This window comes from Dyadobacter sp. LHD-138 (assembly GCF_030929615.1).
Taxonomy (GTDB): Bacteria; Bacteroidota; Bacteroidia; order Cytophagales; family Spirosomataceae; genus Dyadobacter.
The window spans coordinates 150503-176176 of sequence record NZ_JAVFVU010000014.1 but is presented as its reverse complement, the minus strand read 5'-3'; the positions used below and the strand labels follow the sequence as shown (position 1 = coordinate 176176).

The 25674-nt window shown below is 43.9% G+C and carries 21 protein-coding genes; 9 read left to right on the top strand and 12 right to left on the bottom strand.

What is annotated here, in order from left to right; genetic code table 11:
• The first annotated feature begins 38 nt into the window (after positions 1-38).
• Positions 39-941, top strand: a complete 903-nt coding sequence (iolE, locus tag RB622_RS13030; protein WP_308046997.1) for a myo-inosose-2 dehydratase — start codon at positions 39-41, stop codon at positions 939-941.
• Between the two features lie 399 nt (positions 942-1340).
• Entirely contained in the window at positions 1341-2792 is a 1452-nt protein-coding gene (locus RB622_RS13025) for a S41 family peptidase (protein ID WP_308046996.1), read from the top strand.
• A gap of 91 nt (positions 2793-2883) precedes the next feature.
• Here RB622_RS13025 and RB622_RS13020 read toward each other — a convergent pair whose 3' ends face one another.
• Both RB622_RS13020 and RB622_RS13015 read right to left on the bottom strand, forming a co-directional pair.
• Entirely contained in the window at positions 2884-3387 is a 504-nt protein-coding gene (locus tag RB622_RS13020; protein ID WP_308046995.1) for a hypothetical protein, read from the bottom strand.
• Positions 3388-3411: 24 nt separating this feature from the next.
• Complete coding sequence (locus RB622_RS13015) at positions 3412-5121, bottom strand: helix-hairpin-helix domain-containing protein (RefSeq protein ID WP_308046994.1); 1710 nt, start codon at positions 5119-5121, stop codon at positions 3412-3414.
• A 163-nt stretch (positions 5122-5284) separates the two neighbouring features.
• Here RB622_RS13015 and RB622_RS13010 point away from each other — a divergent pair, with 163 nt between their 5' ends.
• The 3 genes from RB622_RS13010 to RB622_RS13000 all read left to right on the top strand — a co-directional run bounded on the left by RB622_RS13010 (position 5285) and on the right by RB622_RS13000 (position 9003).
• Entirely contained in the window at positions 5285-6385 is a 1101-nt protein-coding gene (locus RB622_RS13010; RefSeq protein WP_308046993.1) for a Gfo/Idh/MocA family oxidoreductase, read from the top strand.
• Between the two features lie 42 nt (positions 6386-6427).
• Positions 6428-7699: an AGE family epimerase/isomerase gene (locus RB622_RS13005; RefSeq protein WP_308046992.1), complete on the top strand. Its 1272-nt coding sequence runs from the start codon at positions 6428-6430 to the stop codon at positions 7697-7699.
• Between the two features lie 305 nt (positions 7700-8004).
• Positions 8005-9003 (top strand): 3-hydroxyacyl-CoA dehydrogenase family protein, encoded by a 999-nt coding sequence (locus RB622_RS13000; RefSeq protein ID WP_308046991.1) that lies wholly within the window; start codon positions 8005-8007, stop codon positions 9001-9003.
• A gap of 325 nt (positions 9004-9328) precedes the next feature.
• Here the strand turns inward: RB622_RS13000 and RB622_RS12995 are convergent, their stop codons facing one another.
• Positions 9329-10567, bottom strand: a complete 1239-nt coding sequence (locus tag RB622_RS12995) for an acetylxylan esterase (RefSeq protein WP_308046990.1) — start codon at positions 10565-10567, stop codon at positions 9329-9331.
• A 21-nt stretch (positions 10568-10588) separates the two neighbouring features.
• The gene (locus RB622_RS12990) at positions 10589-12025 is read right to left on the bottom strand and encodes a right-handed parallel beta-helix repeat-containing protein (RefSeq protein ID WP_308046989.1); all 1437 of its coding nucleotides are present in this window, start codon (positions 12023-12025) and stop codon (positions 10589-10591) included.
• A gap of 311 nt (positions 12026-12336) precedes the next feature.
• On the opposite strand from RB622_RS12990, the gene RB622_RS12985 reads away from it, so the two are divergent.
• Entirely contained in the window at positions 12337-13662 is a 1326-nt protein-coding gene (locus RB622_RS12985; RefSeq protein ID WP_308046988.1) for a cytochrome ubiquinol oxidase subunit I, read from the top strand.
• A gap of 57 nt (positions 13663-13719) precedes the next feature.
• Positions 13720-14739 (top strand): cytochrome d ubiquinol oxidase subunit II, encoded by a 1020-nt coding sequence (locus tag RB622_RS12980; RefSeq protein ID WP_308046987.1) that lies wholly within the window; start codon positions 13720-13722, stop codon positions 14737-14739.
• A 72-nt stretch (positions 14740-14811) separates the two neighbouring features.
• On the opposite strand, the gene RB622_RS12975 is transcribed toward RB622_RS12980, so the two are convergent.
• The 3 genes from RB622_RS12975 to RB622_RS12965 form a co-directional block, all read right to left on the bottom strand.
• A complete protein-coding gene (locus RB622_RS12975; RefSeq protein ID WP_308046986.1) occupies positions 14812-15384 on the bottom strand; it encodes a YceI family protein in 573 nt (190 codons plus the stop codon).
• Positions 15385-15542: 158 nt separating this feature from the next.
• Positions 15543-15938, bottom strand: a complete 396-nt coding sequence (locus RB622_RS12970; RefSeq protein ID WP_308046985.1) for an OsmC family protein — start codon at positions 15936-15938, stop codon at positions 15543-15545.
• A complete protein-coding gene (locus RB622_RS12965; RefSeq protein WP_308046984.1) occupies positions 15938-16831 on the bottom strand; it encodes a pirin family protein in 894 nt (297 codons plus the stop codon). Before RB622_RS12965 ends, RB622_RS12970 begins: the two co-directional genes overlap by 1 nt.
• 154 nt (positions 16832-16985) lie before the next feature.
• On the opposite strand from RB622_RS12965, the gene RB622_RS12960 reads away from it, so the two are divergent.
• Positions 16986-17864 carry a helix-turn-helix transcriptional regulator gene (locus tag RB622_RS12960; RefSeq protein WP_308046983.1) on the top strand — a complete coding sequence of 293 codons (879 nt, stop codon included), beginning with the start codon at positions 16986-16988 and terminating at the stop codon, positions 17862-17864.
• 502 nt (positions 17865-18366) lie between these two features.
• Here RB622_RS12960 and RB622_RS12955 read toward each other — a convergent pair.
• From RB622_RS12955 to RB622_RS12945, 3 genes are read right to left on the bottom strand one after another with little or no spacing between them, the layout of a single operon-like run.
• Positions 18367-19959 carry an MFS transporter gene (locus RB622_RS12955; RefSeq protein WP_308046982.1) on the bottom strand — a complete coding sequence of 531 codons (1593 nt, stop codon included), beginning with the start codon at positions 19957-19959 and terminating at the stop codon, positions 18367-18369.
• Positions 19952-21028 (bottom strand): HlyD family secretion protein, encoded by a 1077-nt coding sequence (locus RB622_RS12950; RefSeq protein ID WP_308046981.1) that lies wholly within the window; start codon positions 21026-21028, stop codon positions 19952-19954. The genes RB622_RS12955 and RB622_RS12950 overlap by 8 nt, the downstream gene beginning before the upstream one ends.
• A gap of 4 nt (positions 21029-21032) precedes the next feature.
• A complete protein-coding gene (locus RB622_RS12945; protein ID WP_308046980.1) occupies positions 21033-22349 on the bottom strand; it encodes a TolC family protein in 1317 nt (438 codons plus the stop codon).
• 112 nt (positions 22350-22461) lie between these two features.
• Here RB622_RS12945 and RB622_RS12940 point away from each other — a divergent pair, with 112 nt between their 5' ends.
• Positions 22462-23244 (top strand): AraC family transcriptional regulator, encoded by a 783-nt coding sequence (locus RB622_RS12940; RefSeq protein ID WP_308046979.1) that lies wholly within the window; start codon positions 22462-22464, stop codon positions 23242-23244.
• A 75-nt stretch (positions 23245-23319) separates the two neighbouring features.
• Here the strand turns inward: RB622_RS12940 and RB622_RS12935 are convergent, their stop codons facing one another.
• Together RB622_RS12935 and RB622_RS12930 are read right to left on the bottom strand one after the other, a co-directional pair.
• Positions 23320-23598 carry a DUF983 domain-containing protein gene (locus RB622_RS12935; protein ID WP_308046978.1) on the bottom strand — a complete coding sequence of 93 codons (279 nt, stop codon included), beginning with the start codon at positions 23596-23598 and terminating at the stop codon, positions 23320-23322.
• A 327-nt stretch (positions 23599-23925) separates the two neighbouring features.
• Positions 23926-25533 (bottom strand): serine hydrolase domain-containing protein, encoded by a 1608-nt coding sequence (locus RB622_RS12930; RefSeq protein ID WP_308046977.1) that lies wholly within the window; start codon positions 25531-25533, stop codon positions 23926-23928.
• Between the last annotated feature and the right edge of the window lie 141 nt (positions 25534-25674).

Sequence of the window (25674 nt, the reverse complement as noted above, 5' to 3'; positions counted from 1 at the left end):
AATTCCAAAAACTGTGACAACTCCCAAAATCTAACAAAATGAATTTCGAAAATATAAAATTAGGCGTCGCTCCGATTAACTGGACCAACGACGATATGCCGGAGCTTGGCGGGGAAAATACATTTGAACAATGTATTAGTGAAATGGCCTTGGCCGGTTTTACCGGCTGCGAAGTCGGCAACAAATTTCCCCGTGATACCCATGTGCTGAAAAAGGCCCTAGAGCTGCGCGGCCTTCAAATTTGTAACCAGTGGAATAGCTACGAACTCACGACGAAGTCGTTAGAAGAAAATATCAAAAGTTTTACGGAACTGCTGGATTTCCTGGAAACAATGGGGGCCAAAGTGATTGGCGGCGGAGAGGTTGGAAACAGTTGTCAGGGACAAATGACGGTGCCGGTTTTTGACGGAAAAGGTATGCTGAATACCGATGCAGAATGGAAAACGTTTACAAATGGCTTAAATGAACTGGGCAAGATAGCGCGCCAGCGGGGTATGAAACTGGCTTTTCATCATCACATGGGGACCTGCATCCAAACCATCGCCGAAACAGATCGTTTAATGCGTGAAACCGATCCTGAAAACGTTTATCTGAATTATGATTGCGGCCATTTTTATTTCGCGGGAGAAGATCCGGTAGAAGCTTTGAAAAAATACATAGGCCGAACGGCCCATATCCATTTAAAAGATGTCCGTCCAAATGTTTTGCAGCGCGTGCATGATGAGAAGCTCAGCTTTTTAACCGCGGTAAAACAGGGCGTGTTTACCGTGCCGGGTGACAAAGAAGGCTGTATTGATTTCCCGTCTTTGTTTGAAGTGATCAAAAACAGTGATTACCAGGGATGGATTGTGCTGGAAGCGGAACAGGATCCAGCGGTTGCCAATCCTTTGGAATATGCGATGATTGCCCGTAAATTCTTCAAAAATCTGACTGATATCTAGATTTTCAATTGCTTTTTTCAATAAGTCAGGGTTTGCCTAAAGAAGTCAAGTTTCAAAAACTTGACTTCTTTCCCCCCTCACCCCACCCTCGCCATCATCAAAACGGGCTTCTTCAAAACACCTAAAAATTAAGGTTACTTCCCGACTATCATTTCTTTTTTGCATATCAATCCTGATCTGCCTGCCTAACCAGTTCAATGACCTAGTCCGCATTGATCCACTATGCTATACAACGGTCAACTTCACCCCGCCGCATTTCCAGTTTCTGAAAATTAAATTCCCCTTGCCACGCCACACTTAATTTTATTCCGACGTAATATCTATTGTGCACATCCGGTTAATTCCAAATTATTTTCAGTCTATGCATAGAAAACGTACTCAATTTTAATCTGGCTAAATATGTTAAATTTAAAAAAGTTCAGCAGAATTGGGTTTATTGTGGCTGCCATATATTTGGCAGGTTGTAAGGATAAGGATGTCGATCCGACAACAACAGAAACTACCGACAGTACAAGTTACCAGACCGTCAACAGCTGGATATATGAGGTAATGAATGACACATATTTTTGGTATAAAAATATGCCTGCGGAGAGTAGCCTGGACAGTAAACTTAACCCAAAAGACTATTTCGAAAAATTAATTTATCAACGTACAACGACCGACCGGTTTTCAGCCATCACCAGCGATGCTGACGCGTTAACGAAGGAATTTAACGGCATTAGTAAAATTTTTGGCATTAATTACACACTTTCTTATACCGATGCCAGCAAAACCAGCCTGGCTGCATTTCTCAGTTATGTAGTGAAAGGAAGTCCGGCCGAAACCGCCGGATTGAAACGCGGGGATATCATCATGAAGGTGAATGGGACACAGCTCACAACCAGTAACTACACAACCCTTTTTGGGAACAATGAAACTGCTACCTTCACTTTGGGCGTGTTAAACGGTACCGTACTCACTACTGATAATTCAAATACTATATCGGTAACAAAAGCTGAGATCAGCGAAGATCCCGTTGTTTTTTCAAGCGTGATTTCTAAAAGTGCTTACGGCAAAACAATTGGCTATCTGGTCTACACGCAATTTATTCCCGGTACAACCACCGATGCCAATAAGTATGACAATGAACTCCGGCAAGTGTTCGCTAATTTTAAAAGCAAGGGTGTTAATGAGCTGGTACTTGACCTGAGGTTTAATCCGGGAGGTTATATCAGTTCTGCGAAGACACTGGCTTCCCTGATCGGCAAAAGTGTTTCCAGCGCCAAGATTTTTTACAAAGAGCAGTGGAACGACAAGTATCTCGCCTATTGGCAAGGTAAAAACGGAGCCAACGCACTGAATTACAAGTTTCTTGATGAAGCCAGCAATATTGGTTCCAGTCTTAGTCGTGTATTTGTGTTAACTTCCAATGGCACCGCCTCCGCCAGTGAGCTTGTGATTAATGGTTTAAGGCCGTATATGGACGTAATAACGATCGGTGAGCATACCTATGGCAAAAACCTGTTTGGATCATTGGTAAGCGACGATCAAAGCCGGTGGAAATGGGGTATATATGTGATGCTTGGACAAACAGCCAATGTAAACAACCAGTCGGATTATGGAACGGTGAACGGCATGCCGCCAACCTATGAAGTAAAAGACGTGGTTATTCCTTATAAAGCATTTGGTGACGAAAATGAAACTTTGCTTCGGAAGGCACTGGATGTGATGGGCATTCCTGCACCAACCGGAACAAGGCTAGCCGCAACAAAGCAGGTCGAATCCTTTATCAGCGAATCGCTGAAAGACAACGCTGTTGTCCGTGAAAAAAGGATGATCAAAAGCAATCCTTCATTAAGAGAAATCAGATAACCCTTCTTCACCGGTGATGATGTAGCCGACGTTCTGTTTGAAACAATATTCATCCGTATCAAAACAGAACGCAGGCTGCTCTTTACTACAATTATTTCGTAATGACCACATCACCGTGTCCCCGAAACTCACACGATTTATCCATGAATTTATAATAAACCCGAACCGTGTCCTTGATGCCCAGGTTCGCCAGATCGATCACATTAATCTTTGCATACAGCGAATCGCTCGACAAAAGCGTCTTGAAATTTTTATCGACAATTCTTACCGCCAACCGAACTGTGTCTGGCTTATTGACATGAATTGCAATCTTATCAATACTAGGATTGGGATAAGCTATGATTCCATAAGATTCTGGCAACTGACAACTTGTATTCAGGCTCTTACCAAAAAGACTAAGCTCCTGCTCTACCCATTTGTCTTTAAAGTTCCAGTCATCCGCATCTTCTGAATAGGGAATCCCTTTGGCATCTCTTTTCACGATCCCTTTAAAAGTAATTTTTTCTGGTTCTTTGACAGGGATTTCTGGTTCATTTTTTTTACACCCAATCAGTACAAAACTTACGATAACGCTGAGAACTAAAACTATTTTCATCAAAAACCCGGTTTAATTACTAAATTATCCTTTTTTCATTTTTAAATACATTTCTATTTCTGCCAGAGAAAAAGCATTAAAAGTCATATCTCTGGTAAGCCCGCCCTTTCTGGCCACCGCTACGCCGTAGTGCATATCATAATATCCCTCTTTTTTGTGCGCATCAGGATTGATACTCAATAATACTCCCTTTTCCATGCAGTAGGAAATCCAGCGCCAGTCAAGATCCAACCGCCAGGGGGAAGCGTTGATCTCCACAACAACTTTATGCGCAGCGCAGGCGTCTATGATTACTTTATGATCGATCGGATAGCCCTCTCTTGATAATAATAAACGACCCGTTGGATGGCCCAGGATGGTCGTATAAGGATTCTCGATCGCCTTTAACAGACGCGCCGTTGCTTTTTCCAAAGTCATCGTCAGGTTGCTGTGCACAGAAGCCACCACGTAATCGAAACTCGACAATATTTCATTGGGATAATCCAGAGAGCCATCACCCAAGATATCCGACTCGATTCCTTTAAGAATTTTGAAAGGTTTTTCCGGGTTTCCTATCGCAAAACGTTCATTCAAACGCGCAATTTCTTCATGCTGCCGAAACACGTCCTCAGCCTTTAGCCCGCCCGCATAAGAGGCCGTCTGCGAGTGGTCTGCAATGCCCAGGTATTCAAAACCTAATTCCTGGCAAAACAAGGCCATTTGTTCCAGGGAATGCTGCCCGTCGGAATATGTACTGTGGTTGTGCAAAATCCCCTTCAGATCATCCCAGGTAATCAGTTGGTCAGGCGTATGGTTTTCAGACCAGCTAAATTCGCCCGCGCCTTCACGCATTTCCGGTACGATATAGGGCAGACCCGCTTTTTCGTAAATGGCTTCTTCATCGGCGAAAACTTCATATTTTGCCAGTCTCCAAAGCGACTCACCGGAAACACCCGAAATACCCAGATGTTGCTGGGAAGCCGTTTCTAGGAATAACTCATTCACAAAACTCTCCGGAGCCACGGCCGTAATTTCAACCGCTACCGTAACATCCTGCATTTTTCCCCTCCATACAAAGGGAGAGGAACGTTTTTCATCTTTGAGAAGAAACAAAATCCCATTCACAAAATCCTGCAAACCTGCCGGAGCAACCGTGCCAACAAGCACACTGATCGTTTCCACGGTTTCGGCCTTGCGCCGCACCTCTCCCGCTATTTCAACCTGTTCATATCCTTTTTTCAGTTCTTCCGCGATGAGTTCAGCAATAACCTGCGCTTTATCCATACGCAGCTTTCCAGCCTGATCTTTCAAAAATGCCAGCGAATCCAGAATTTTTTGTTCTGTGCTTCCACCAAATCCCTTCACTTTCGCAATTTTCCCGCTCTGGCAAGCAAGTTCCAGTTCGTGCAAATTATCTATGCCAAGCTCGCGCCACAAAATCGCTATCTTTTTTGCACCGATCCCTTTAATGTTAAACATTTCCAGGACACCAAGCGGCGTATTTTCCAGCAATTCTTCAAGCTCCTTAAAGGTTCCCCGCTGGGAGATCTCAACAATTTTCGCTGCCGTACTTTTTCCAACGCCCTGAAGTTTGGTGAGTTCTTCCAGCGACATCTGAGCCAGTTCACCGTCCTTATATTTATCCAGATAAAACCCGGCCACGCCATAACTTTTGACTTTGAAAGGGTCAGCTCCGTGAAGTTCAAGCAGTTTGGCAGTAAGTTCGAGGATCTCTACAATTTCATCGTTGGTCATGGGTCTGCTTTATTTAGTAATGATCTGCGAATTACGAAGTATGTGTCAGCATTTGCAAATCAATCTTGCCGAATCTGATACTATTTTATCGTTTGCTGCCTGATTTTCCTATTTTTAAAGTAGTTCTGAAACTCGCTTACCTTAAATAGAAAAAATCAAACTTATGGTTCCGGACATCATCCATCCTTTTTCCCGCCGCGATTTTCTCACTGCAGGCGCCGGTATAATCACCGCATCAATCTTTTCTCCGTTTAGTATCGCGCTGGGCAAACCCAAAGAACGGCTGGGCATTGCTCTGGTTGGCCTTGGCTATTACAGCACAGATTTACTCGCACCGGCACTGCAAAAAACCAAAAACTGCTATTTGGCTGGCATCGTTACAGGCACACCAGAAAAGGCCGAAACCTGGAAGAAAAAGTACAATATTCCTGATAAAAATATTTATAATTATAAAAACTTCGATTCGATAGCCAATAATCCCGATATTGACGTAGTATATGTAGTGCTTCCGCCTTCCATGCATAAGGAATATGTGATCCGTGCAGCAAAAGCCGGAAAGCATGTTTTTTGCGAAAAACCGATGGCGCTTAATGTCAAAGAATGTGAGGAAATGATCAGGGCTTGTCAGAATAACAAAAGGAGTTTATCCATTGGTTACCGTTGTCAGCACGATCCGAACACCCAGGCCTATATGCGTCTGGCCAAAGAAAAATCGCTTGGAAATGTTCAGCTGATTTCCTGTGCCGCGGGATATAAGGAAAGTCGTGCCGAAAACTGGAAGGTAAAAAGCGCTATGGGTGGCGGGGCCATGTATGATATGGGCGTGTATGCGTTACAAGGCGCTCGTCTGGCGGCAGGCACTGAACCTTTGGCGGTAACGGCGCAGCATGTTGTGAACCGTCCCGAAATTTTCAGCGACGCAGACGAAATCACCCATTTTCAGTTACAGTTTCCCGGAGGAACCGTAGCCAATTGTACGGGAAGTCACGGCATTAACACCAATTTCCTGAAAGTGAATTACGACAAAGGATCATTGCATATGGACTCGTTCTCGGGATATAATGGCAACAAAGGTTACAGCACATTGGGTGAAATTAATTTCCCGATTGATAACCAGCAGGCCAAACAAATGGACGAAGACGCGCTGGCGATCATGCAAAACAAACCTCTGCTCGTACCGGGGGAAGAAGGACTTCGGGACATCCGGATTGTGGAAGCGATCTACAAGGCGGCAAAAACCGGGACCACCGTTAAAATCGGCTAACTATTTTTTAAAATATAAATCCTAAAAACCACTTAATCGCACATGAATGTAGCACAGCTTAAGCAGTATCGCGACGAAGCGCACCAACACCTTACGAATGAATTACTCCCCTTTTGGGAAACCCGCTGTGTTGACAAGGAAAACGGCGGATTTATTACCCATTTTGATAACGCCGGCAATGACTCGGGTGAAGACGAAAAATCACTGATCGCCCAAACCAGAACAGTGTTCACTTTTTCCTCTGCGCACCGTGCAGGTTATGGAGACGGGCGCTATGCGGCTGTTGCCAAACATGGCGTTGACTTTTTGATCAATAAAATGTGGGACGAAGAAAATGGCGGGTTTTACTGGCTGATGGATCGGAAGGGAAATATAAAAATAGATGAAAAAATAGTTTACGGACTGAGCTTCGCTATTTACAGTTTAAGTGAATACACGCTGGCTACGGGAGATCCCATCGGGCTTGAATATGCCGAAAAAACATTCAATCTGTTGCAGGTTCATGGAGCGGATACGTATTACGGCGGCTATTTTGAAATGTTTACCCGTGAATGGGAATTGAAAGGCGCTGGCCCTGCCGGAGGTGACAGAAAAACGTTGGACGCGCACATGCACCTAATGGAGGCTTTTACCACGTTGTACGAAGCCAGCGGCAAACAGGTGCATCGGAGAAAACTAATGGAGATCATTGAGTTGCTAATCAATAAGATCATGCATCCGGTTTACGGGACAGGAATTCCTCAATTCTGGGCAGACTGGACGGTTGCGCCGCAGATCAAGTTTGACATCATCTGGGGATGGGACCGTTTTTCAGAAGATGGCGCAAAGAGTTCTGCTGAGGACAACACGAGTTATGGACATAATGTTGAATTTGCCTGGTTGCTGATGCACGCGCTGGATATCGCCGGTGTTTCTTACGATGCATATCAGACGCAGCTTTTAAAATCATTCGATCACGCGATCGCGCACGGCATCGACTGGGAGTTTGGTGGTGTGTATGTTGAAGGTTCCCATGCAGGAGCTGTTTATGACCGTGAAAAAGAATTCTGGCAGCAGGCAGAAGTGCTGATCGGCATGCTGGATGCTTACCGGATTTATGACGATGAAAAGTATTTGCAAGCTTATGACGCCACCCACCGGTTTGTATTTGATAAAATGATCCACCATCAGGTTGGCGAATGGCTGCCGCTGCTTACGCGTCAGGGCGAACCGATCTGGAAACATATGAGCCATTCCTGGAAGGTAAATTATCACTCGGTGCGATCGATGGTTCAGAGTGTCGTCCGTCTGGATAAATTGCTGGCCAAAGCCTGATAGTCCCGCCGGGGATTAAAATCCGCGGTTACAAGATCGGTCATGCCTACGGGATTAGATTTTGACATCTTTTCAGTCAATAATATCCGGTGTCAAAGGCACCGCCGATTTTGTAGCTTAAAATAAAACTGTCCATATCACCGTGCCACCGGTACGACCGATTTTATAGCCATGGAAACCCATTCCATGGCTATTTCATTGTAATCTTATTCCCTTGACATATTATTCATATTTCATATTCTGCAAAACAACTTTTCCTGAATACCTTTAAGGATCAGCATAAACTTACAAATCCTGAACCACTTATGAATGTCAAAGAAATTCCCGTTGCCGTTGTTGGGCTCGGCCTGATGGGGTCCAGCATTGTCACTTGTATGCTTATTGCAGGGCACCCTGTCGTTGCGTTGGCTCCGGTCGCCAACGATCTTCTTTATGCCAAAAAGAGAATCACCGACGATCTCGAAAAATCGTTAAAACACGGTGTCATCAAAAAGACACCTGAATATTATCTCCAAAACCTTACGATTACAGAAGACTATTCAGATCTGTTCGCCTGTAAACTTGTGATTGAAAGCACCCTGGAAGATCTCACAATCAAGCAGGCCGTTTACCAAAAAGTAGAATCGGTGATTGCTTCTGATGCCGTTCTGACAAGCAACACATCCGCCATCCCCATCAGTACGCTGCAAAAACTCACACGACATCCCGAGAGGTTTTTCGGCTTGCATTGGTCAATTCCTGCCCATACATCCCGTTTTTTAGAAATCATTTGCGGAGACGACAGCAATATCAGCCATGGTGAATTCCTGTACGAGCTATCTTCCCATTGGGGTAAGGAACCGATTTTAGTTCGAAAGGATATTGCCGGTTTTATCACAAACCGGCTGATGTACGCCATGTACCGGGAAGCCATCAGTCTCGTAGAAGGCGGTTATGCAACAGTGGAAGACATTGACCGTTCATGCCGGAACAATGCCGGCTATTTTATGACCTTCGTTGGGATTTTTCGCTGGATGGACCTTACCGGCATTCCGGCGTATCATGCCGTGATGAAAGATCTGCTGCCCACTTTAAACAACAGTACCGAAGTTCCGGAGCTGATAAGCAAAATTGTTGAAGCCGGTGGTAAGGGTGTAGCAAACGCCAAAGGATTTTATGATTACACACCAGAGGAGGCCAAATTATGGGAAGAAACCTACGCTGCCTTCAGTTATGAAATCCGTGAACTGGCATTAAAATACCCGGCCGATCTGGTAAAAAAGAAGTTAAAAGAGCAGCAAACACAGCAGCAGCAAAGCCAGTAGCATTGCTGTAAAAACGTTGTATCACCCTTTCAGGGTTAGCTTTGGGGACCGCAAATTGGTTTCTATTGCTATAATACTGTCAACCCTTCGGGTTTAGGCGATTTCCAAATCCGAAGGGTTGACGGTATTATAGCACTTAAGCGGACTGAAAACCGAAAAACCTGAAAGAGTCACAGAAACACCAACGATCTCAAATCATCAAACCCGCAGGGTTGACAGTATTATAGCACTTAAGCGGATTCGAAACCGAAAAACCCTGAAAGGGTGATAGAAACACACCTGATAACCACAATCATCATCCAAACAAATCACCAAAATACTTGTTTCAATGCATGACAAACGCACTGGATCCCGATACGTTCCTGTGGTCTTTTAAATAGAAGAAACCATATTTGAACCCTTCCGCGGGTAACGGACAAACGGCAGTCTTACCATCCTTGTCGATGGTCGCTTTTTGTACCTGCCAAACCCTATTTTCATTGGTTGATACTGTGTCATTGGTGTAGTAAAATTCTGCCAACCGCAAGGAAACCGGAGCGTTATATCGGACAGTCAAAACAGAATCCTTTTCCATTACCGAGTCAACTTTTACAAGCGGGCTTTTCTCATGGATAACACTTTCAAAAAAATACCGGATCTCCTGCGGCTCCCAACCCCATTCATGGCTGTGTTTCATATCCGGGATCAGGCACATCGACCGCTGTTTTTCCGGGATCAGCTTGTAAGTTTTGTCATAGGGAACAACATTGTAAAATCTATCCTTATTTCCGTTAACAAACAAAAACTGCGGTTTTGCATAAGGCATATAGGACGATGGATCGAAGTACTTCATCCATTTTTGCTTCGTTGCCGGAGATAGTTTATTTAATGACACCTTAAATACGTCAGATTCGTCGTAAAAAGCACAGCCATAAACCGGGGCCGCCGCTTTGAAACGATTGTCCAAACTTCCGACCAGACAAGTCAGATACCCGCCCCAACTAATCCCCGTCAGACAGGTCTCCGACTGTTCAACCTCCCGAAAGCTTAACAAAAGAGAATGTGCCCGAATTGCATTGGCCACCGACTGGTACGTCCACATATCCCTCAGGCTGCTCCCCTTTTCCAGTTTCTCAAACTTATCAAGATCTGACTGCCCCGGTCCGGGTGAAGTATATTCCCGTACATCTTTCTGTGCTCCGGAAAAATCCATCGCGATCGCTGCATAACCTTCCGCTGCCCATTTTTCAACCCACTCTCTGAATGCTTTACCACCTCCACCATGCAATAATACCACACCCGGAAACTTGCGTTTCGACTGCGGTTTACCCGCAATCAGATCCGGATTTGAATAGTAGGCAAAAACCTGAGTTGCTTTTCCCTGGTAATCTACACCCTGGTAAAACATACTTTGCACCTTTCCATCCTGGCGCAACCATTCAAACTTCGGCGGCTTACTCAGTGCCCGAAGATTCCAAAGAAGCGTATCAACCTTGATTACTTTATCGTCAATCACCGGTGTCTCCCTTTTCTGGGCGTAAAGAAAGTGAACGGTTAGCAGCAGCAATAGTATTGTTTTTCGCATGGGTTTGAAATTTTACATTGTTTATTTGACTGATGGAAGGAGTCGCTTCAACGACTGCTTTTGCACGCCCGCATTGCTCCCGGGTTTTACATAATAGTCATCCTTTTTACCGGCTCCAAACAAGATTTCCCGATATTCGTCTACGATTTCGTTAAGACTAAACTTCAACGTTTCCACATCCGTATTTTCGACTTTAATCCCCGGTCCCGGCGCATGATAAATTGTATTCTGCCTGATCTCAATCCCGGCAGCTCCATTCAAATGTATACCTGCCCCCTGCTTTTCAATCACTCCGACATACTGAAAAAGATTATTCTCAACGAGGCAATTTAATGATTTCCCATTTTCAGCAAGACCAGTAGCATTACCGAAAAATGAAACGGCATTTGCGCCAACATGTGATACCAGACAACCAGTTACAGAATCATTACGATTATACTTATTGAATACAACCGCGTTACCACCCAGGTCTGAAAAGGTGCACTCCTCGATTTTACAGTTTTCCGTTCCTTCCAAAACGACGGCCCCGCCCCGATATACAGCCCGGTCAGTTCCGGGCAATATGTCGCGGCTATCCATAAACGTCCGCTCGTTGTGACAAAACCAAAGATCTTTTAACGTAACATTTTGCACAGGAGCCGTTGCGGTGCCGGTTAATTCAATGCTATTTTTAAGGTTGGAAACTTCAACAACCGCCTTAGACAGATCCAGACCGGCCTTTGGATGGTAATACAACATATTTATCGATTTATCCAGATACCATTCCCCGGGTGTGTCGAGCTCGCCCAAAACGTTTTCAACAAAACGGTATTTTTCATCCATATGGCTCGGATATTTATATTGCCAGCCTCCATCCAGTTCAACATTATCCGTGTCGTCAACGCCTGTAATCCGGTAATGCAGACTCCCATTTTGTGCCTCGTCCAACCCATGGACATATCCTCCTGATGGATTGCCCCAGGTCAATACCCGAACGTAAAAAGTGGCATCCGCTGCTGTGCCATTAAATATTTTGGCCGTCGAATCACTATTGGGATAACGCGCCATGGTTTGTAAAGTGCCGTTCACAAATAACCTTTCAAAGGAAATATCAGTCGGTATGCGGGCTCTGTAAATTCCGCTATGGAAATGATGCCAATCCGGTTTTAAAACACGGCCCGCACTGATTACTGCCTTTTGATTTTCATAGGCCTTAATTTCGAGCTGCGACGGTGATTTCAACGAAGGCTTTATTTTTACCGTTTCGGTCAGGTAGTACGTTCCGGCCAACAGCTGGATGCTGACCTTTTTCCCTGAATACTGATCCATAACTGCCAAGGCCTTTTCCAATGTTTTTACCGGTTTGCTAAGCGTTCCGGCATTTTCATCATTGCCTTTTGGCGATACATAAATTGGATAAACCTGAGCAATCGCAGGAAAAGTCAAAACTAAAAAAACTAAAATCAGTATTCTCCGCATACTTAATACAAAACATTTTTAACGATATGAGTTGGCAAACCGATCCAGATAAGATCAAAATAACCGGTCATGCCTGCTGCTTCATTTAAAAAAGAAACAATCATTTTTTCTTACTGCAAAACCCGATTTTATTCTTGGAATTTTTACTTAATAAAGTGGTTCTTATGGAAAGTCTTGAGTAGCTTTGAGGTATTCGGATTCTATTGTTTTACACTAGCTTTAAGACCAGTTAAAATATAATATTACAAAGAATACACGATCATTTCCCTTCCGGATATTTTTCATTTCCCTGACATAATTGAATCTCACCTATGGACGATTTCATTGCAGCAAGATCTCAAATGGCCCTTTCTCTGGGCTTCCATATCATTTTCTCGTGCATCGGAATGGTCATGCCATTTTTTATGGCCGTTGCACATTATTACTATCTCAAAACAAACAATATTGTTTATAAAAATATAACGAAAGCGTGGAGCAAAGGGGTTGCTATTTTCTTTGCAACAGGTGCCGTTTCGGGTACTGTCTTGTCTTTTGAGCTGGGCTTGCTATGGCCTCGATTCATGGTGCATGCTGGCCCCATTTTCGGTATGCCTTTTTCTCTGGAAGGTACCGCCTTTTTTATTGAAGCCATTGCACTGGGATTTTTTCTTTACGGCTGGGACCGGTTTAACAAATGGTTTCACTGGGTAACGGGCGTAGTTGTCGGTGTCAGCGGACTCGCTTCCGGGATTCTCGTTGTCGCGGCCAATGCCTGGATGAACAGTCCCTCGGGTTTTGATTTTGTAGACGGTCAGTATCTGAATGTGGATCCAATGAAAGCCATGTTCAATGATGCCTGGTTTTCACAGGCGCTGCATATGTGCATCGCCGCTTTTGCAGCTACCGGTTTTGCCGTAGCCGGTGTGCATGCCCTTATGATCATCAGGAAGCAAAATGTGTATTTCCATACCAAATCCTTTACGATCGCCGCGATTTTTGGATGTGCTGCGGCATTGCTGCAACCGCTGAGCGGCGATATTTCCGCGAAAGATGTGGCAAAAAGACAGCCTGCCAAGCTTGCTGCGATGGAAGCCCATTTTCACACCGAAAAATCAGCGGGACTTATTGTCGGAGGAATTCCGGATGAGAAAAATAAAAAGGTGGATTATGGCATCAAAATTCCCGGACTGCTTAGCTTTATGGCCCATGGCGATTTCAGTAAAGAGGTTACGGGACTGGACCAGATAAAACCCGAAGATCATCCGCCCGTGGCCATTACACACTACGCGTTCCAGATCATGGTCGGCCTGGGGATGACGATGATGACGATTGCATTGCTCTATTTTCTTGCTTTGTGGAAAAAGAAACAATGGCTTCAAAGTGATTGGCTCCTCAAACTTTTCGTGGCCGCTACGCCTTTGGGATTTATTGCCGTTGAAGCTGGCTGGACGGTCACGGAAGTCGGGCGACAGCCCTGGATCATTTACAATGTCATGCGCACTGCTGACGCCGTAACACCTATGCCCGGCATTGGTTATTCGTTTTACTTATTCACCGCCATGTACGTTTCCCTGGGTATCATCGTGACTTTCATGTTATACAGACAAATAAAAATGGTAGGCAAATTGTACGACCTGCCGTCTGATACAAAACATTAATCCGGACTTCGGGCAATCGTATTCAGTTACTCCATCCTTCACTTACCCAAAATTGATATGTTATACGTCGTCATCATATATCTATGGACATCCATTCTGCTCTATTTGCTTTTAGGCGGAGCCGATTTTGGCGCAGGCATTATTGAGTTGTTTACATCCAAAGCCAATAAGATCCGAACCCGTAAAACGCTTTACGAGGCGATTGGACCCATCTGGGAAGCCAACCACATGTGGCTGATCATCGCGATCGTAATACTATTTGTAGGTTTTCCAACGATTTACAGCACCATGTCGGTAAACCTGCACATTCCTTTGACCGTTATGCTTTGGGGAATAATTGCGCGGGGTACTGCTTTTACCTTCCGGCATTACGATGCGGTAAAAGATGATATGCAGGACATTTACAATCCGATTTTCGCCTATTCAAGTTTCATTACACCCTTTTTCCTGGGTATTATTGCCGGAAGTGCTGTATCGGGGCATATCGACCCGAGCGCCAGTAACTTTATGGACGCGTATATTTTCAGTTGGCTTCACTGGTTTTCTATTTCCGTGGGCTTGTTCACGGTTGCCATTTGCGGGTTCCTGGCGGCCGTATTTCTTATCGGTGAAACGGATAACGACCACGACCGGATAAGATTCGAACGCAAAGCCAAAGCCTTTAACATCGCCGCTGTTGTAAGTGGCGTTCTGGTATTTCTATCGGCACTTGCAGACGGTATCCCTTTAATTGACTGGGTCTTTGGAAATGCCGTTGGGATTATCGCCATTACAGCAGCAACCCTGTCCCTGATTCTGTTATGGTATTTATTGTATAAAGGGAAGAAAAATATCCTGCGCGTGCTCGCCGGATTCCAAGTTACAATGATCCTCTTAACGACCACATACCGGCATTATCCCAATATTGTGGTTCTGAAAAACGGAGGTTATCTTTCCCTGATCGAACACAGCGGTCACGAAAAAACCATTGAAGCGTTGGCAATGGCCCTGCTGATTGGAAGTCTTTTTATCCTCCCTGCCCTTTTTTATCTGATTTACAGTTTCCAGAAAAAGAAGGTGGATTATGTGAGAGAATGAGAGAAGTCAACTTTTGGAAAGGGGCACGCCCAGTGTTGACTTCTCTGAAACCGGTCACCGAAAGCCTTCTAATTACTCCTGACCAAATTCTCCATCAGCAATAATCAACACCTCTTCACTGAGCATCGGTGCAGGGAATTTAGGCCCGATACCAAAATCAGCACGCTTGACAATGCCCGTCGCACGGAAACCTGCCACAGGTTTTTTGCTCATCTGATTTATAATGGTTCCGCGATACCAAAGATCCAAAGTAACGGGCTTTGTCACGCCGTGCATCATCAGATCACCCGATAGCTGATATTTTCCTTCACTCACTTTTTTCATTCCGGTACTTTTAAAAGTCAGCTCAGGATTGGTAGCCGCATCAAAAAAGTCAGGCGACTTTAAATGATCATTCCGTTTTTCCACACCCGTATTGATCGACGCTGTTTTAGCATTCAGTGTAAAAACAGCATCACTAAAATCCGGTTTTGACGCTTTTATTGTGGCCTCAAAATCCGTAAATGCGCCGGATATTGTTGAAACGCCGAGATGTGTAATATCAAATTTAAGCTGGGAATGCGGCTTGTCAGATTTCCAGGTAGTCTGGGCAAACGACGCAACAGATAAAACAGAAAACAAAATCAACAGTGAAATCCTTCTCATAGTAGTCCAAAAGTTTAATTGTGATGATTACTGGATAAATTAAAAAATAAAACCGGGATAAATCATAATTCCAATTTTTATCCACTCCATAACAATGGAACAGATAAAATTGCTCTGGCAAAAATTAAAAAAAGGGGACCGCACCGCGTTTGAATCGGTCAGATCAGGGTCGTATCAATCGTAATGGTATGGGTTAATGTATTATGAATCGGACACTTGTCGGCAATCACGAGAAGCTGTTTTTTCTGTTCTTCGCTCAAATCTCCGACGATTTCAATTTTCCGGTTCATCTGTGATTTATTCTGCTGAACATCTCTTGAAAATTCCACTTCCACATGAATTTCAGTCAGCGCCAGCCAGCCCTTCCGGTTTGCGTACATCCGCAAAGTCCCACAGGTGCAAGCCGCCAAAGCAGAAGCCAATAATTCCGAAGGAGAAAAACCAAGATCCATGCCTCCGGCCGAAACCGGCTCATCGGCTACCAGGCTATTGGTAGCCGTTTTTATATCGGTTCTAAAAAGTACCGTACCGATTTTTGCGTATACCTTTGCCATTATTTTCTTTTTAAATTAGTACTTTCAGGAGGAAGCGGCACAAAACCTGTTTCCCCTGGAACCGGCTTGAAACGCTGTGTCAGCCAGTTTTCTTTTGCTTTATCGATTAATTCCTGGCTGCTGGCAACGAAATTCCAGTAAATAAACCTGTCCTCGGGAAATGGCTCTCCACCAAAAATGTAAACCGTGGTATTTTCAGACATGTAAAATTCGCAAAGGTGTGTTTCCTTGGCTACCAAAAGCTGTTTGGGCAAATACGTATTTCCCTCCGCTTCAATACTACCCTCCAGGATATACAAACCGACTTCACCATACAACGCATCGCCGATTTTTACGGCCCTTGCCTCCGTCGTTTTTATTTCAAGATAATAAAGAGGGCTATACACGGGCACAGGAGATTTCCGCCCCATCAAAGAGCCTGCTATCAGCTTGAACGACACCCCGCCTTCTTCCCATTGAGGCAATTCCAATTCAGAAGCGTGGAAAAATTCAGGCTCCATTTGTTCAAGTGCTTTGGGCAAAGCCACCCATATCTGCAGGCCGTGAAGTTCCTTTTCCGAATGGCGAAGATATTCAGGCGTTCTTTCCGAATGAACGATCCCGGCACCGGCCGTCATCCAGTTAACCTGTCCGGGCGTGACTTCAATTTCTGTACCAAGACTGTCCTTGTGCATGACGTTGCCTTCAAACAGGTAAGTCAGTGTTGAAAGCCCGATATGCGGGTGCGGCGGAACATCCATGTTCTGGTGATCATTCATTTTGACCGGCCCCATGTGGTCGATAAAAATAAAAGGCCCGACCATCCTTTTGCCTGAAAATGGCAGCAGTCGCCCTACCATAAAATTACCGATATTTCGCGGGCGTTCTTCTATAATCAGATTGATATTGGACATTTTCTTAACGGGTATTTGCGGGTTGTTTTAAAGCTAAAAGTTAAATATTATTATCGGATTTATTCAAAAATGCCTATAATTTAATCAACCTCGGTAAAAACCACTGTTTTTGCAACGCTACTGATTAGATTTGAAACACCATTCAAAGAAAACAATGCAGACCAATATTCCACGAGTTGATATCAGTACCCTTTCCGCTTACCGGAACGATGATATTATGGTAAGCCGGTTTGCGGAGTATTTGGCCATCCATCCTAACCTGACTGCCCCGCACCGTCATAGTTTTTTTCACCTGCTTTTTTTCACCGAAGGAGGTGGCAGGCACACCATTGACTTCAATCATTTCGATGTCAGACCCTATCAGATTTATTTTATGATCCCCGGGCAGGTCCACTCCTGGGATTTTGAAGGCCAGGTGGATGGTTATGTGGTTAACTTTTCTGGCAATTTCTTTCAGTCGTTTCTATTGAGGCCCGAATACATCAGCTCTTTTTCTTTCTTCAACGGTATCAGTCCGGACAGTGTCATCAACCTCTCTGATACCGGACAAAAGCCGATGGTGGCACTTTTTGAGGACCTGATCACGCAATCGCAACAACACCGGGTTTTCAAAGAAGATATGCTTCGTGTACTGCTTTTGCAGATCTTTATTGCAATCGAGCAAAGTATTTCACTCGACAAACCACATAACACGTCATTTCAGTCAAATCCTGTTTTAAGAAATTTTCAAAAACTGATTGAAAAAAATTATCTAAAAACCAGACTTCCCAGCGAATATGCGGAATTATTAAACATCACGCCAAACCATTTGAATGCCTTATGCAAGGAGCACCTGGGTATGCAGGCGGGCCAAGTGATCCGGACCCGGGTGATCCTGGAAGCCAAACGTCTGCTGGTAAATCTCGGACTGAGTGTTTCCGAAATTGCCTATAAACTTAATTTCAGCGACAACTCATATTTCACCAAATTCTTTAAAAAAGAAGCGGGTATGAGTCCGGAGGTTTTTAGGAAAAATTCGATTTTGGAAAAATAATCGTGCAGGCAGTCAATTCAACCAAAATCTAAAAATGTAATTGAATATCAAATTGTTATACCATTAAGTGTTATATTACGCTACCCGAAGATAATTTTCGCAGCAATTAAAATGGCGAAAGTTTGAAGCGGGAAAATATCCAAAACCAACTCCGGGCGATCTGGATACCTCGACTAACTGCATCCAACACCATCAACCGTTCCAAAGGAACGATATTTTACAATTTCAACATCATGACTACCAACGAAATGTTCCTTTTGGAACAAAATACCGAAACATCCGAATGTTTTTGTCCCATCGGGACATTTCGTTGGTAGAAACTGCGGTAGATCGATCTGGTTTTCGTTCCATAGGAACGTGTCGTGGTATGGAAAGGACCAATTAAATTAATGAGGAATTAAAAGAATCTTAAACGATGGGTGAAATTAAAGATAATGAAATGTTAAAAAAAACTTCGGTAGCGTAGTGTTACATTGATACCCCAGCCAATTTCCCGCAACAATCAATAAGGCTCCGGCTGCCGTGTTTTAAGATTAAGCACGGTATGACTAAAATAGGGATACAACGCGATCAGCAGCATCACAAATAAAATTCCCCAGCAAACCCACGAATAATAATCCATTGCATACCGCAGCAGCATTTGTTTTTCAACGGCTTTGTTCAATAAGCCGGTCGCAATTTTAGCGGCCTGGTCCTGAGGAATACCATGCGCTTCCATTTGATGCTGATATCCGGCAAGCCGGTCCGTGACCACGGTGCTCAAAACTGTGATCTGATTGCGAAAATCATCCTGATGAACGCTTTTTGAAAACAGCTGAAAGGATGTGATCGTAGCCATACTCAACGTAAAACCCGTAAAACGGAAAAGAATTCCCGCCATAGAAGCCGAGTTGCCAATAGCCGCAGGAACCGATGAAACCGTAAAAATAATCAGGGGTGTCATGAGCGTACCCGTACCAAGTCCCTGAACGATCAAAGGGAGAACAAAAGTAGATGCATCCGCTTCAACTGAAAAAAGAAAATACATCCAGCCGTGAAAAAGCAGCAAAAAGCCGAAACCGCTAAGCCAGATCATCCGCATAGGTCTTTTTTGTAAAATTAACCGTGAAGACACCAAAACGCTGACCGCCACACCGATCATATTGGCAAGCATCAATTCCGACACATGGATCGGGTCCATACCCAAAACAGCATCGAAATAATTGGAGGTAATGTTCAGCGAGCCACGGCAGATATAAAACGAAATAAGCAAAAACGCCCCAATCCGAAAATTAGAATATTTGAACACTGCCAGGTTCATAAAGGGTCTTTTCAGGCTGTTTTGCCGAATAATGAATAACGGCATGAGCACCAGCAGCGCACCCATACAAGCCCAGACATGGAAATTTTCCAGCCAGTAATTGGTTTGTCCGTAGATTAATATATAGCTAAAAAGACATAAGAAACACACATAATAAATGAAGCTGCTCCAATCCAGCTGGTATAAAGGGAATCTGCGACCGAGCCTGATGTTATTCATGATACTCATCAGCAACACCGATCCCGGTAAAATCATATAGACCATTGCTTTATACAGCGCCTGATAACCAAAATATTCGATGATCAGCGACGCACTAAACATGGTAAGTGGCGCGGAAATAACCAGCAAACCGTAAAAAATGGAATACCCGATTTCCCTGGCCCGTTCACCGGACAGCCTCCGAAATATCAGCGTAATACAAATACTGTTAATTCCGGCAGTGAATATCCCCTGCAAAAATCTGGTTAACAAAAAAACAAACGGACTACGCGTGTAATAACAGACGTAACAGGTCGCCATCAGTAAAACCAGATTGATAATGAAGTATTGTTTTGTCGGCAAATAGTTAAAAAAACGCTGTTCAAGGGAATAAAAACTGACAAGCGCCGCATAGTAAAGGATCGTCGAATACTGAACATCTACCGGTTCGATGCCGTAATATCCTGCGGTAGCATTGATGTTGCTGGTAAATAATCCGAAAAGTGCCAGCAGCGGAAGCATAACAATTCCAATACTGCCGCGTATCAGCCACTCCGGGACCCAGGGTTTAAATAAGGGCCGCTGCACTTCATTCATGGCTTAAGGCTCCTTTCTTAACCACCACAATCGCATTCATACCTGCCCGTAAATATTCTATTTTTGATTTTGCATCGGTAAGCAATATCCGCACCGGAATCCGCTGTGTAATTTTCACAAAATTCCCTGTTGAATTGTCAGGCGGAAGTAATGAGAACCTCGAACCCGTTGCCGGAGACAGAGAAACAATCCTGCCGTTAAAATGTTCTCCGGGCAAGGCATCTGCTTCAATATCGACAAGCTGGCCTGTGCGCATGTGCCGGATCTGGGTTTCCTTAAAATTGGCGATAACCCATTTCCCTTCATGCTGGTCGACAATGTAGGCAAGCGTTTGTCCGGCTTGTATCATTTGGCCATCTTGAATCGTTTTCCTGCCCATTTTGCCATCATAAGGTGCCGTGATCACCGTATACGAAACATCCAGTTTGTTACGGTTAACAACCGCCTCCCTCCTTTTGATCTCAGCCAAAGCAACTTCGCGCTGCACCGCAACATCATTGACTTTCGATAACGATGCCTGGTAAGTATCCTGAAACGATTTATACTCTGCTTTCGCCACTTCCAGTGCCGTTTTCACGTTTTCAAATTGCTGTTGCGTCACAGCTTCCACCTGCAGCAGCTTTTCATAACGCGCAAATTCCTGTTCCTGATGCCATAGTTTTGCCTTCGCAGCTGCTATTTGCCCCTCGTTTGCAGTTGCGTTTTTGGAAGTTGTCTGTACAGCACTTTGTAACACACCGATCTGTGCTTTTGCATTAAGCAACGCCGCCTCTGCCTCTTCCTGTTCAAACTGGTATTCCCTGTTGTCGATGATTAACAACGTATCCCCTTTCTTTACCGATTGGTTTTCTTCATAAAAAATCTCCCGTATATACCCTCCTACCCTCGATGTCACCGGATTGATGTACTCCTCTATCTGCGCGTCCTCCGTCACCTCATATTTCCACAGCGCCCATACGGTAGAAAGTCCCCAGATGGATAACCCGACCAGGATTATCCCGGCAATCCAGGCTGTAACTTTTGTGATCAGTTTGTCCGAATTGTTAAATTGATTTTGCGTGGTGCTCATTTTCTTAAAGTTCGCCGATGGTTTTCATGAGGTAATAATATTCGAGTTTTGCACGGATCTGTGCCGAAGTCAGATCGAAGCGCGATTGCAGCAATTGGGTATCTGCGTCCAGCAAATCGGTCAATAGCGCCAGCTGATTGAAATAAGTATGGTAAACAATCCTGTAAGTTTCCGTTGCCTGTTTAATGTTCTGTTCAGAAACTGAAATCCTTTTTAACGATTCCTTATACCGCACATACGCCTCATGCACCTGAACTTTCAGTGCGTCTTCTTCGTCGCCATGGCTAAGATGTTGCTTTTCAATGCTAATTTTAGCAGCTTTTACTTTATGATTATTTTGATAAAGCGACGAGAGCGTATAAGAAACTTTAACCCCCGCCTGCCCCAAACCATAAAGCGATGCAGCATAAGGATAAAAAAGAATTTGCGGATAGGTGTATCCGTACTCGGCATAAGCCACGACTTTGGGCAACGCATTTGACTTAACCTCTTTAAGGGCCAGTTTTTTCAGCTCAGTTTCCTTCTCCGATATCCGGATCCCGTACGCATGTGCGAAAGCATCGGTAAGATAATCATCATAAATTTTACCCGGATTTTCTTGCGCCAGACTAATTTCTTCCGGCTTTATAAGGGCGTTTTCCGGCAACCCGATCAGGATCACGAGTTTCTGGTTGTTGATTGCCATGGTGTTTTCAATTTCAACAAGCAGCATTTTCTGTTTGGATAATTGCAGCTCAGCCCGAAGCACGTCACTTCTAAGAATAACCCCATTCTTGAACAATTCGCGAATCTGGTCGAGTCGCTTCTGCTGCTCGGCAATATCTGCCAATACCAGATTTTTGAATACCATATTCCGTTCAATTTCAAGATAAAAAGCTGTCGCTTTAAACTTGATCTCCGACGCCGTTAAGTCTTTTTCGATCGTTGCAATCTCATGCTCGACCTCCTCTTCCCTGATCTTTGTCTTGATCTTGCCCCCGTTGTAAAGCACCATGGATGCCTCTGCGTTCAACTGGAAATAATTATGGATGATATTTCCATAAACAGGTTTACTAAAAATACCATTTTCGTACAATGGCATATCAGAGACCCTGGCATATTTCGTGGCACTTTTTATTTCCGGCAAGCGCTCGGCCCTGGCATCTTTCAGATTTTCATCGCGGACAACTATCTGCAATTGCCGTATCTGAACACTTTTGTTGTGTGTTTCAGCTTGTTGCCAGACCTGCTGCAACGATAGTTTTAGTGAATCCGGTGTACTGGTAGTTTCTTGTGAATGAGTTGGTTGAAGTCCTGATATTCCGAAAAACAGAAGAGTCAAAAATTGTTTTTGATGGTAACACATACATTTGTTTGATGACCTCACAAAGGTAATATGTGTCAAAAACAACTACTTTCTATATATTGCCAAATATTTGTTAATTCCGGCCATTATGAATGTTTCCGAGCAATTGGTTAATATTGACCAAAATCCCGATTCCAATTACGTACTGCATGACAGAATGGAAAATCGCTTTCCATTTCATCACCATCAGAAAGGTCAGTTAACCTATGTAGAAGGCGGTATCGCTTATTTGAATACAACGGACAAGGCCTACTTTTTACCCGCACGTCATTATATATGGATTCCGCCCGGACTGGAACATTTCGTGCATCAGAAAAAGAACTCTTCCATTGTACGTAATCTTTATTTCGCAATGCCAGCCAGTGACCTGCATCCATTTTACAATAAAATGGGCATATATCCGGCGAACAAACTGTTTTTGGAAATGGTGCAGTACACGGAAAAATGGAATGGGGAGATTGCCGCAGAAACTTTTGAAAATGAGTTCCTGACAACCCTGCGCAGGCTTCTGCCCCGCATTAGCACACATCCCCTACCCATTGTCCTGCCAACTACGGATCATGAACGTATGCAGCCAATCATCCAATATATTCAGAACAACCTGGAGGCGCCGCTTCATCTCGAATTTGTAGCCAAAACTTTCGGCATGAGTGTCCGAACGCTTTCCAGATTATTTCAGGCTACGCTGGATACCTCTTTTCTGCAATACTTAAAGCTCTCGCGTATGATACGGGCGATGGAGCAGCTTCTGCAAACCAATAAAACGATCAACGAAATCGCTTATGAAACGGGCTACAACAGCATTGCTACCTTCAGCAATACTTTTTACGGCTTGGTCAATGTCCGCCCATCCGAATTCCAGAAATTTTAGCTACAAAAATCCCGCAATACTGTATCTCTGTAATACAAATATTCCAGAAATACAGCATTGCGGGGCAGGATATACTTACTTAACGTTCTGTACTACTTCCTCTTCGCGGGGCGTTATAAAAATGGCAAGCCATGATCTTCTGGCCAAACGATAAAAATACGGTGTAAGAATAATAAGGACGGGAATAATGCTGTAAAGAAAATAATCCAGATATTCCCCAAACAAATTGACAAAGACCAGGAAGTATGCCAGCATAAAAACCACGTAAAAAGCATAACTCATATACAGCGCCCCCTGATAAAAACCAGGCTCAGGCACAAGGTTTTCATCACAATGCGGGCAGCGTTTGTTCATCTTATCAAACTTAAGACTATAAGCACTTTTTGTAATAAAAAAATCTCCCTCAGCACAACGTGGACATTTATTAAACGCCACGCTATATAAACGGCTATGTTTCATGATTGCTATGGATTAAAAACAGGGTTTTAACTCTTGAACCGACAATTACCGCATCCAAAAAAGGTAAGACTTTTATTGCCAGGCCCTCTGTGTTTTGATTCTGTAATTATCCGATACAAATATCATATTAATGATCCGCATATTAAAAGACAGATGATACCTTTTATGGTATTAATCAACGGTCCTTTGCATAGCACCTACAATATTTATACCCTTTCCAGTTTAATAACTTTTCTTCACCAGTTTGCTCTCCCTGATCATTTTCAACATTTCGGAATGATATTGAAATGCACTTTTCAGGTCATCTTCATTCCAAACGACGTTATCCAGGGCGATGATACTGGTTTTCGTTTTAGGGAAATAAAAATTCATAGAAATAAATCCCGGAGAAAAACCAGTCTGTCCCAACTGCGATACCTCTTCATGAGAATCTACCGTGATTCCATAACCATAATCAACAACACCGAAAATCGGGTGATTGCGCACCGCATTTTTCTGTTTTGTCGTCATCAGTTTATAAGTTGACGCCGATAATAGTTTGCCCTCATGCAAACACGCATTCCAGGTAACCAAATCCTGCGCCGTGGATATAAAAGAACCCGCCGCAACGAAATTCTGAAAAGTTCTTGTTTCCGTGATAAGGCTTCCATTTTCGTCTTCGGTATAACCCGGTACCAGATTGTGATAACCTTTGGTGTCCGGGTGGAAAGTGTTATACATTTTACATTTCCGGAAAAGTGCGGCCGACTGGGAAGCAAAAGATTTGCCGGATGTTTTTTCCGTGATCCTTGCAAGCAGATCATAACCAATCTGTGAATATGCGTACTGTGTGCCGGGTTTAAATGCCAGCGGTTTATCCAATGCCGTAATGCCGTGCGTATGCGTCAGTAGCTGGTGAACCGTCACGGTATCTGCCCAGGTCTGCTGTAATTCCGGCAAATAGGTTTTGACGGGCGCCTCCAGTTTCACACGTCTTTTTTCATATTCCTGTAACAAAAGAACGGATGTAAATTGCTTACTGACAGACCCTATCACAAACTGATCGTCGAATTTAAAATCCACATCCTTTTCAAGCGACGGACGTCCATATACTTTTGCAAATTTTGATAACCCACCTTGTGAGACCAGTACGATTCCGTTAAAGGGTTTTTCCGTCGGGGCGGACAAAAACGCATCCAATTTTTCCGAAAAAGAAGCTCCCTCCAAAGACAATGTCCTGGTGTGGTCGGAGCCATAGCTTCTTGCAGCCCACTTGATCGACGGCCCGATCCACTGTGGCAGCGCTTTAAATAAAAAACCGTGTTTGAGCCCCGTATTCAGTTCAATCTCTTTAAAACGTCCCGTCACATTTGCCGACCTGTTCTGCATATTCAGACAAGATTGCATCGACAAATCGCTCTTTTCATAAATAGAAAGCACATTTCCACTGAAATTGATATCCGGCATACCCGTTACATCTTCTTCCCCACAGCTACCGATGAAAACATAATTCACATCTCTGTTTTTAAGATAACTCGAAACAAACTGTGCGATATATCCTCCTTTGGATGTACCAATAACCGTTATCTGAGAGCCGTTTGCTCCGCCTGCCATCAGACTGTCGATTTGCCCCACAACCTTTTGGGCATATACCCTGACGTCCGTATCCTTAGGGCGCAGCTCGCTGATCACCTGAAATCCCTTCCTCTTAAAGGCATAAATAATCTGATAATATTCTGCCTTCCCGTACTCCGGATGCGCATCGTTCAACACATTCTCTTCAATAAATTTGTTGTGCAGAAAAAAAACATATTGCTGTGCGTGTGTAAAATGAGAAAAAATAAGAAACATGCACACAGAGACTAACTTTTTCAAGCTCGAAGATAATTTCATTGGCAACCGGATACGTTTTAAGTGGGTCATAAAATTAGTATCTGTTCTTGTGGGATTTACTATTTTGTCAAAATAAAATAGTCTTTTCAAACCGCAAGC